This window comes from Peptoniphilus sp. oral taxon 386 str. F0131 (assembly GCF_000090945.1).
Classification (GTDB): domain Bacteria; phylum Bacillota; class Clostridia; order Tissierellales; family Peptoniphilaceae; genus Anaerosphaera; species Anaerosphaera mikwangii.
The window spans coordinates 1-7,778 of record NZ_GL349422.1 but is presented as its reverse complement, the minus strand read 5'-3'; the positions used below and the strand labels follow the sequence as shown (position 1 = coordinate 7,778).

Below are 7,778 nucleotides of genomic sequence, written 5' to 3'. Positions count from 1 at the left end.
GAGAATCCTTTAAGGATTCTCTTTTTTATTATACTAATTTATAAGAATTTAGTCTTTAAATTATCCCAATAAGTGTCTTCTGAAAATACAAGTCTTTTTATGCTTTTATTTGACAGTCTTAAATTTATTTTCTTTAAATTTGAGAAAAAATATTCGTTCCCGTCAATTAATATAAGGTTTGAGTTCATATATCTTTTTTCGGGAACCAGAGAAACTACAAATGAACCGGGAACTATAATTGAGCTTGATAATGCTCTGTATGCATTGCTGTTTGCAGGAGCAATAGGAGTTACTTGAAGTATATCAAGACTTGGGTGTATTATTGAGCCCTTACATGAGTAATTGTAAGCAGTTGAGCCGTATGGAGACGCTACAAGCATTCCGTCTCCGGAAAATTTTTCTACATGATTTCTGTTTATGAATACATTTATGTGAATCATTTTAGAATGTTGAGCTTTTAGAACTATTTCATTTAAAGCGGTCAATATATAATTTTTATTTTTTGTAAATACCTCTGCACCTATCAGTTTAAGTTCTTCTATTGAGTAATTTTTATTTATATAAGAGTCTACAAATTCATTTATATTTTCGGGACTGACTTCTTGATAAAATCCTAAATGACCTGTATTTATTCCGACAAATGGGATTTGAGAAAAATTATTTTTATGAGCAGCTTTCAAAAAAGCTCCGTCACCGCCTACACAAATTGTAAGTTCTGCATTTTCATTAAAGAATGTAGTTGGGAAAAATCCTCGTTCTTTTAATATATCTGTTAATATAGATGATGTTTTTCTCGATTCAAAATTTGAATTTGAAATTATATTAATTATTTTTTCTTTCACTTTATCCTCCAATTGTCACTTTACTAAGTATATAATATAATAAATTTAAAAATAAGAAAAGAGGATATGATGAATTACTTTAATTCTTATGAAGGTTTAAGTTTTAAAATTTTAGACGGTAATATAAAAATAAGAGATTTTTTAGTACAAAATGGGTTATCTTCAAGATTTATAAGAGGGTCTATTGAAGAAGAGAATATATATCTTAATGGAGAGAAAATATATAGAAATGAATTGCTCAGAGAAAATGATGAGTTGTTTGTAAAATTTTCAGATGAATCATTAAATGCAAAAGTACAGCATGGAAAGTTGGATATAATTTATGAAGATGATGACATTGTTGTCGTAAATAAACCGCCCTATATGGTAACTCACACTGCAAAGGATGATGTTGAAAATACACTTTTAAATTTTGTTGCGGGATATTTTGAAGATAATAAAATCAGAAGGAAAGTTAGAATTGTAAATAGACTTGACAGAGATACATCGGGAATAGTAATTGTTGCAAAAAATTCTTTTTCTCACAGCAGTATTCAAGAACAATTTGGAGACAGTGTTAAAAAGGAATATGTTGCAATAGTAAACGGTATTATAAAAAATGACAGTGGAATTATAGAGAAACCGATAGATATTGCAAAGGATGGAATAAGACGAATTGTAAGTCCGGATGGGAAATATAGTAAGACATCCTATGAGGTAATAAAGAGAAATGATTTTTTTACACTTGTAAAACTTAGGTTATATACAGGGAGAACTCATCAAATAAGAGTTCATATGAGTCATATGGGAACTCCGATTTTAGGAGATGCACTCTATGGAAGTACATCTAATTTAATACTAAGACAGGCTTTGCATTGTTATGAGATGGAAATAATACACCCGAGAACTAAAAAGCTTTTAAAATTTATCGCACCTGTTCCTAAGGATATGGAAAATATAGTAAGATAGTATACAAAAATAATACTTTTTATGCTATACTGCATACAGGAGGTATTTTTATGAAAAATTTTAAGAGAAAATTAGGATTAGCAGCATTATCGGGAGTTATGATGCTTTCAATTGTAAAGCCTGCATATGCGGTATGGTATGATGATGCAATTAATTTCATCAAGGGGGAAAAAATTGAACTTAGTGATGAAATTACAAAAGCAGAAGCTGTAGAAAAGCTTTATAAAGTGTTGAACTTAGATGTAAAAGACGAACTTAAGGATAAAGCAAATGATGCTATATCAAGGGAAGAACTTGCAGGATATATAGTAAAGGCTCTTGTAGAAAAAAATATTATATTGAATGATGATGATGAAATTATAAAAAATATATCTGATTATAGTACTGTTGCCGATTCTTACAAAAAAGATTTTGCAAAATTATATAATTTAAATATTTTAGTTGGAGATGGTGTTAAGTTAGCACCTAAAGAAAATTTAACTAAAAATCAATTTGCACAAGTATTAAAGAATATTAGTGAATTGAAATATTTGGAGGGCAAGGTTACTGAAATTGCAAAATATGGAAATTTGACAATTTCGGTTAAACAAGATGATGTTAAAAATGCTAAAATTGAGGCAGGAGATATTTTAACGATTGTTGCGGGAGATAAACAGATTACGGCTCCTTTTGGAGATACTTATTCAAACGTGGATAATAAAAAAGAAATAGTAATACCTGAAAAGAACGGAAATATAATTGTTGCAATTAATATGGGTAATTTTGCCAAAACTTATGGAATCAAGCTTGATGATACAGTAAAACTCATGTTACAAGGTAAAAAATTATATTTAGAAGAATATAAAATCAGAAGTATAGATAAAAATAGGACAAATAATAGAGATGATTATGCATCAGATGAAGTTTTTGCAAATTTTAGAGAAGTTAAAACAGGATTAATAGCACCAGGAGTTTTATACAGAACATCATCACCTATTAATCCGGGATTAAAGAGAGCATCATTTGCAGATACATTAATAAAAAAAGTAAATGTAAAAACAGTTTTAAATTTTGCGGACTCAGAAGATGAGATTAAAAAGTATATTGCGGATAAAGAATTTAACTCACCATATTACAAAGGGTTATTTGAAAGTGGAAAAGTAATAGCACTTAATATGGGAGTTGATTTTATGGCAGATGAATTCGGTACTAAATTAAAAGACGGTTTAGAATTTTTTGCCAAGGGAGAAGCTCCTTATGCAATTCATTGTACAGAGGGAAAAGACAGAGCAGGTTTTGTTTCAATATTGCTTGAAATGTTAGGCGGAGCAACAGTAGAAGAAATAAAAGAAGATTATATGATATCATATATGAATTTCTTCCATGTAGAAAAAGGTTCTGACCAATATAAGAAAATTGCCGAGTCAAATGTTTTAAAAACACTTATGACAATAACAAAAACGACAAATATGGAAGAGCTTAACAAGGCTGACTTAAAATCTTGCGCAGAAAATTATTTAAGAGAAAAAATAAAGCTTGAAGATGTGACGATAAAGGCAATAGAAGGTATTTTAACAACTGGTAAAGAAGTTAAAAAGGCGGCATAAAACTTTGCCTGAATCTTGAAAAAATTCATAGATTAAGTTATAATTTTAATATACTCTACGATGTACGACAGATTTTCATTTAATTCAACCGACAAAAAAGATCCGGGAAACTTTCTATTACAGAATATAACAAGCCATCTTGGTGTGGAAGTTAGAAAATGGGATGAGGTTACCCACCTACTTATGGGGGCGGGTCTGAATTAATGGAACAACGGCATTGTGGAGTTTTTTGTAACTAAAATTAAAAGACAGTAGGAATTAAAAAGACCGGAGTAATAGAACCGGCCTTTTTTAGTTTAGTATAATTTGTAATTTTTCAACCAATTCTAAAATATATTATTAAATAATACCTTTTAATTTTACTTAGCTTATAGTATTATACAACTATAAGAACTATAAAAAATTAGAAAAACATCGTTATATTTTCAATATTGATTGAAAAGCTTAATATAGGGTATTAAAAATATAACGATAATTGATTAAGGAGAGATATTATGGGATTATTTGATTATTTAGAAAAAAGAAAAAGAGAAGCTGCAAGAAAAAGAAAAGTAGAAGATGCGGGAAAGATTGTTGCCGGAGCATCACTTGGAGCATTTATGGGAATTTTATTTGCTCCTAAATCAGGAAAAGAAACAAGAGAAGATATTAAGAATAAGGCTCAAGATGTTGCTGAAAGTGCTATAAGTGCAACTAAAGATGCTTCAGAAAGTATTCAGTTTAAAGCGTATCAAGCAAGCGAACAAGTGAAAAAAACTTATGCCGATTTAAAAGAAAAGGCAGCGGATGTAAAAGTAGACCTTGAGGGAAGTATTGAGGTTGCCAAGGCAAAAGCTAAAGCAATCGGAGAAGTTGTTCGTGAAAATGCGTCAGATATAAAAGAAGAAATAAAAGAAACTAAAGAAACAATAGATAAATCTGTAGAAGATGTCAAAGAAAAAATTGAAGAAACTTCAGATGAATCTAAAGAAGACTAATTTAGGAGGAAATTAATGCAAGCTACAATTACTCTTCATGATTTGCTGAAGATCATCCTATATTTAGCGGGGACAGGAGTTCTCATATACCTTGCTCTTGTACTTAAAAACCTACTTGAGATTTTAAAAAGGGTAAATGAAACTATTGAGGAAAATCAAAATATAATAGATGACACTATAAAAAAAGTTCCTGCATTAACTGATAATGCGGTTGAAATCACAAATAATTTAGGGACTATCAGTTCGGAAACATCTGAAATTATGGTTTCTGCAAAGCCTGAGATTGAAAAATTAATATCTTCGGTTGGAAGCATAACAAATACAGTTAGTGATATTTCAAGGAGCGTAGATACTACTGCGCTTAAGCTTACAAACACAGTATCGAATGTTTCTGATACAATTTCGGACACTGCAAAGACAATTTCTGTTAATGCCAATAATGTGATAGACTATTTCTATATTTTAAAAGAAATAGTAGAGTCATTAAAAGAAGTTTTTCTAAGCAAGTAAAATAAGGCGGAATTCTGTAAAAAAATACGGGATTTCGCCTTATTTTTACTTTAATTTTACTATATTTTAAGATTGTAATCTTGTATAATATATCTACGGAGGAAGACATGGAAAAAATAAAAATTATAGTAAATCCGAAGTCGGGGAGAGAACAATCTATTGCAAAATTAAGTGTTCTTATAGGTTTAATAAGCAAAGACGGATATAAGATAGACTTGAGATTTACAACAAAAAGAGGAGATGCCTTGCGCTTTGCCAGTGAGGATGAGGGTGAAGACTTAATAATTTCCGTAGGCGGAGATGGAACTTTAAATGAAGTTGTAAATGGAATGTATTTTGCAAATAGAAAAACTCCGCTTGCAGTACTACAGTGCGGAACTGTAAATGATTTTGCTACAGTTTTGAATATACCATCAAATATTAAAGATTTTTATAATATGATAAAAATTGGAAAAGTTATGCCGGTAGATCTTGGAATGGCTGGAGACAGAGTGTTTGTAAATGTAGCAGCAGGAGGATTTTTAACAGATATAGCATATCAGGTGTCAGAAGATAAAAAAACTATACTTGGAAGAATGGCATATTATTTAGAGGGAATTAAAGAAGTATCAAAAATTGGAATAATAAATGATATAGAATTTAAAAAAATTAAATTTGAAAGCCAAGAATACAAACGAGAAGAAGAAACACTTATGTTCATAATAGCAAACTCCGGACATATAGGAGGATTTAAAAATTTGGCTCCGGATGCTGAAGTATATGACGGATACTTGGATGTTTTGATAATAAAAGCAATAAATATTACTGATTTGCCGACTCTTTTAACATCAATATTAAGCGGTTCTCATGTTAGTCATGAAAAAGTCGAGTATTTGAAAACTAAGGAAATAAAGATAAGTACAAAAGAAAAAATTGTAATAGATGTAGACGGAGAAAAAGCGGGCAAATTACCGATGACATTTAGAGTATTGGAAAAAGCATTAAATCTGGTTGTAAATTAGAAGGAGTGATAAAAATGGCATCAACTATTAAAGATGTGGCCAAAATGGCAGATGTATCTATCTCAACTGTATCAAGAGTAATAAATGATTCTAAACCAGTCAGTCCGGAAGCAAAAAGAAGAGTTCTTCATGCAATAGAAGTATTAGATTATAGACCAAATGAAGTTGCAAGAAGCTTAGTTACAAAAAAATCTAATATAATAGGAGTAATAGTAGATGATATAGGAAGTGCATATGCAAGTAAGGTTCTAAGAGGCGTTGAAGAAGTAGGAAGAATGTATAATTATGATATTTTATTATCAAGTTCTTATGGAGACCCTGAGATAGAACTTAAATTTGCAAAACTTTTTGCGCAAAAGCAGGTTGAGGGAATAATATTAATATCTGCAGTACTAAATCAAAAACTTATGTATAAACTTGAGGAGTCAAGAATACCATATATAAATATAAACAGATTTTATGATATAGAAGAAAATCTTACTGTTAGGATAGACTATGAAAAAGCAAGCTATGATATGACAAAATATTTAATTGAACAAGGGCATGAAAATATAGCTGCAGTAGTGATACAAAAAGATATAGACAGAACAGAAGAAAAATATAAACTAAATGGATATAAAAAAGCAATGAAAGAAGAAAAGTTGCAGGATAATATCGTTTATACAATGGGAATAAAAGAAAATGACATTGAAGAAATTTTTGAAAAAATAGATGAAACTATAAATTCGGGAATAACTGCATTATTTTGTTCACAAGATGAAATTGCAATACACATAATAAATCATTTAGTAGATAAGGGATTAAAAGTACCGCAAGATGTTTCCGTAACCGGATTCGGAGGAACAGATTTAATGGATATATACAGACCTCGTCTTACTACTGCAAAAATATCATATTATGATATAGGGGCAGTAGCAATAAGAAGAATTTTAAAGAGAATAGAGAATAAAGAAGTGATAGATGAAGAAAGAATATCACTTCCGGTGCAAATTCTAAAAAGAGATAGCGTTAAAAGTTTAAAAAAATGATAACGATATATCTCAGTATAAAAGAAGAAATATTTAGAATTGGAATAGAAAGAGCATTAGAAGAAAAATATAACATAAAATATTACAACTCTAAAGAAAACACTGATAAAAGCAGTGTGATAATAAGTGATGAGGAAATTAAAAGAGAAAAAACTATAACAATATTTGAAAATAAAAATATTGCTGCATACTCTAAAAGTGAAAATAAATTGCTTAAAAATGTATCTGTGAAAGAATTGCAAAAATCAGTTGAAGAAATTTTAAAAGGTAACACTTATGTACAATATGAGATCGAAAAGTTAAGTGAACAGCTTAAAAATTTTGAAAAACAGTATGCCAATTTGACAATTAGAGATAGGGAAATAATAAGAGAAATTTTAAGCGGACATACAAACAAGCAAATTGCTAAGAGTATGTATTTAAGTGAAAAAACGATAAAAAATAACATCACTGAATTATACAAAAAATTAGAAATAAATAACAGAACAGAATTAATTAAAAAATGTAAAATTTGTATTGACATAGAAAAATAGAAATGATAAACTAATGAAGTCGACGAAGTAAGTTGACAAAAAGCCTGAAAAAAGTTCTTGACAAAAGAACAAAAGGCGTTATATAATATTAAAGCTACTTTAAGAGTGGCAAACCTTGATAATTAAATAGTGTAAGAGAAAGAAACACAAGCAAAGCAAAAAGCTTAGCGGAAAAAGTCAGTGAAAGAAACTGAAAGCTAAGGATACAAATTTCAATTGAGAGTTTGATCCTGGCTCAGGACGAACGCTGGCGGCGCGCCTAACACATGCAAGTCGAGCGATGAAAAGGATTTGGAGTTCTTCGGGACAAAGAAACCTTGGATTAGCGGCGGACGGGTGAGTAACACGTGAGT

Annotated in this window: 8 protein-coding genes, 1 rRNA gene and 1 other RNA gene; 9 read left to right on the top strand and 1 reads right to left on the bottom strand. The window is 30.0% G+C overall.

Annotation, left to right across the window (positions count from 1 at the left end; translation table 11 throughout):
- Window positions 1–38 precede the first annotated feature (38 nt).
- Entirely contained in the window at window positions 39–842 is an 804-nt protein-coding gene (locus tag HMPREF0629_RS00045) for an NAD(+)/NADH kinase (protein ID WP_036730071.1), read from the bottom strand.
- Between the two features lie 69 nt (window positions 843–911).
- Here HMPREF0629_RS00045 and HMPREF0629_RS00040 point away from each other — a divergent pair, with 69 nt between their 5' ends.
- From HMPREF0629_RS00040 to HMPREF0629_RS00005, 9 genes are all read left to right on the top strand, one after another.
- The gene (locus tag HMPREF0629_RS00040; RefSeq protein ID WP_039856318.1) at window positions 912–1,790 is read left to right on the top strand and encodes an RluA family pseudouridine synthase; all 879 of its coding nucleotides are present in this window, start codon (window positions 912–914) and stop codon (window positions 1,788–1,790) included.
- Window positions 1,791–1,840: 50 nt separating this feature from the next.
- Window positions 1,841–3,376: a tyrosine-protein phosphatase gene (locus HMPREF0629_RS00035; RefSeq protein ID WP_050747977.1), complete on the top strand. Its 1,536-nt coding sequence runs from the start codon at window positions 1,841–1,843 to the stop codon at window positions 3,374–3,376.
- 49 nt (window positions 3,377–3,425) lie between these two features.
- A non-coding RNA gene (gene ssrS / locus HMPREF0629_RS07720) (6S RNA) lies at window positions 3,426–3,606 on the top strand.
- 264 nt (window positions 3,607–3,870) lie between these two features.
- Window positions 3,871–4,353 (top strand): YtxH domain-containing protein, encoded by a 483-nt coding sequence (locus tag HMPREF0629_RS00030; RefSeq protein ID WP_009221325.1) that lies wholly within the window; start codon window positions 3,871–3,873, stop codon window positions 4,351–4,353.
- Window positions 4,354–4,368: 15 nt separating this feature from the next.
- Entirely contained in the window at window positions 4,369–4,863 is a 495-nt protein-coding gene (locus HMPREF0629_RS00025) for a hypothetical protein (protein WP_009221324.1), read from the top strand.
- Window positions 4,864–4,970: 107 nt separating this feature from the next.
- Entirely contained in the window at window positions 4,971–5,864 is an 894-nt protein-coding gene (locus tag HMPREF0629_RS00020) for a diacylglycerol kinase family protein (protein WP_039856317.1), read from the top strand.
- Window positions 5,865–5,878: 14 nt separating this feature from the next.
- A complete protein-coding gene (locus HMPREF0629_RS00015) occupies window positions 5,879–6,892 on the top strand; it encodes a LacI family DNA-binding transcriptional regulator (RefSeq protein WP_009221322.1) in 1,014 nt (337 codons plus the stop codon).
- Window positions 6,889–7,425 (top strand): response regulator transcription factor, encoded by a 537-nt coding sequence (locus HMPREF0629_RS00010; RefSeq protein WP_009221321.1) that lies wholly within the window; start codon window positions 6,889–6,891, stop codon window positions 7,423–7,425. Before HMPREF0629_RS00015 ends, HMPREF0629_RS00010 begins: the two co-directional genes overlap by 4 nt.
- 212 nt (window positions 7,426–7,637) lie before the next feature.
- Window positions 7,638–7,778, top strand: a 16S ribosomal RNA gene (locus HMPREF0629_RS00005); the annotation flags it as partial.